Origin of the sequence: Acinetobacter sp. MD2(2019) (assembly GCF_035615615.1) — a bacterium.
Classification (GTDB): Bacteria; Pseudomonadota; Gammaproteobacteria; order Pseudomonadales; family Moraxellaceae; genus Acinetobacter.
On the sequence record NZ_VTDU01000071.1, the window covers coordinates 1 to 568 of the forward strand.

The following is a 568-nucleotide window of genomic DNA, read 5'->3' on the forward strand; positions in this document are numbered from 1 at the left end:
CCACAAGTCATCCCCTGGCTTTTCAACGACAGTGGGTTCGGTCCTCCAGTTAGTGTTACCCAACCTTCAACCTGCTCATGGATAGATCGCCTGGTTTCGGGTCTACACCCAGCAACTATACGCCCTATTAAGACTCGGTTTCCCTACGGCTCCCCTATACGGTTAACCTTGCTACTGAACGTAAGTCGCTGACCCATTATACAAAAGGTACGCAGTCACATAACAAAGTATGCTCCCACTGCTTGTATGCATGCGGTTTCAGGATCTATTTCACTCCCCTCACAGGGGTTCTTTTCGCCTTTCCCTCACGGTACTGGTTCACTATCGGTCAGTCAGGAGTATTTAGCCTTGGAGGATGGTCCCCCCATGTTCAGACAAGGTTTCACGTGCCTCGCCCTACTCGTCATCATTATCTAAGCCCTTTCGTGTACGGGAATATCACCCTCTACGTTTGCACTTCCCAGAGCATTCCACTAAAACTTAGATAACTTAATGGGCTGATCCGCGTTCGCTCGCCGCTACTAACGGAATCTCAATTGATTTCTTTTCCTAAGGGTACTGAGATGTT

The 568-nt window shown here is 48.8% G+C and carries 1 rRNA gene; it reads right to left on the reverse strand.

Annotation, left to right across the window (positions count from 1 at the left end):
• A 23S ribosomal RNA gene (locus I2F62_RS13110) occupies positions 1 to 568 on the reverse strand; the annotation flags it as partial.